Annotated in this window: 1 pseudogene; it reads right to left on the bottom strand. The window is 63.0% G+C overall.

The features are described from left to right. Window positions 1–348, bottom strand: a pseudogene (locus EN804_RS34700) (cytochrome C oxidase subunit III); the annotation flags it as partial. Window positions 349–438 lie beyond the last annotated feature (90 nt).

Genomic DNA, 438 nt, shown 5'->3' with positions numbered 1-438 from the left:
AAAGGCGCGCACCGCCAGCAGGACAAACCCGATTGCGGACATGACGACTAAACCGAAACGGACGTGAACAAGCCGCCTCTGCCTGGCCCAGCGACTGACGAGGACATTCGGAACGACGCTGACGACAAGCAGCGCTGTCAGCACCGTGCCGGCTGAAAGATCCGGCGGCGGGGCGTCGATCGGCCATCGTGGTGCCAGGCTCATCAGGTAGAAATAAACGGCGACCGCCAGCGCGAAGCCCGTTCCTTCGATCAGCATGAAGGCGCAGGTTCCCCACCATGTGGGGCTGGCGGTGCCGTTGCCGGACATCGGCAGCTTGGAGACATCGAGCGCGACACGTTCCTTCATGCTTCCTCCTCCGCCATACCTTTCGGCCAGAACCAGCCGATCAGCGCTACAGCAATCGGGATCGATCCCCAGACGACTGCCCAGGGGGAG

The organism is Mesorhizobium sp. M8A.F.Ca.ET.161.01.1.1 (genome assembly GCF_004792105.1).
Lineage (GTDB): Bacteria > Pseudomonadota > Alphaproteobacteria > Rhizobiales > Rhizobiaceae > Mesorhizobium.
Note: the sequence above shows the minus strand (reverse complement) of the source record. Positions and strands in the feature narration are given on the sequence as shown.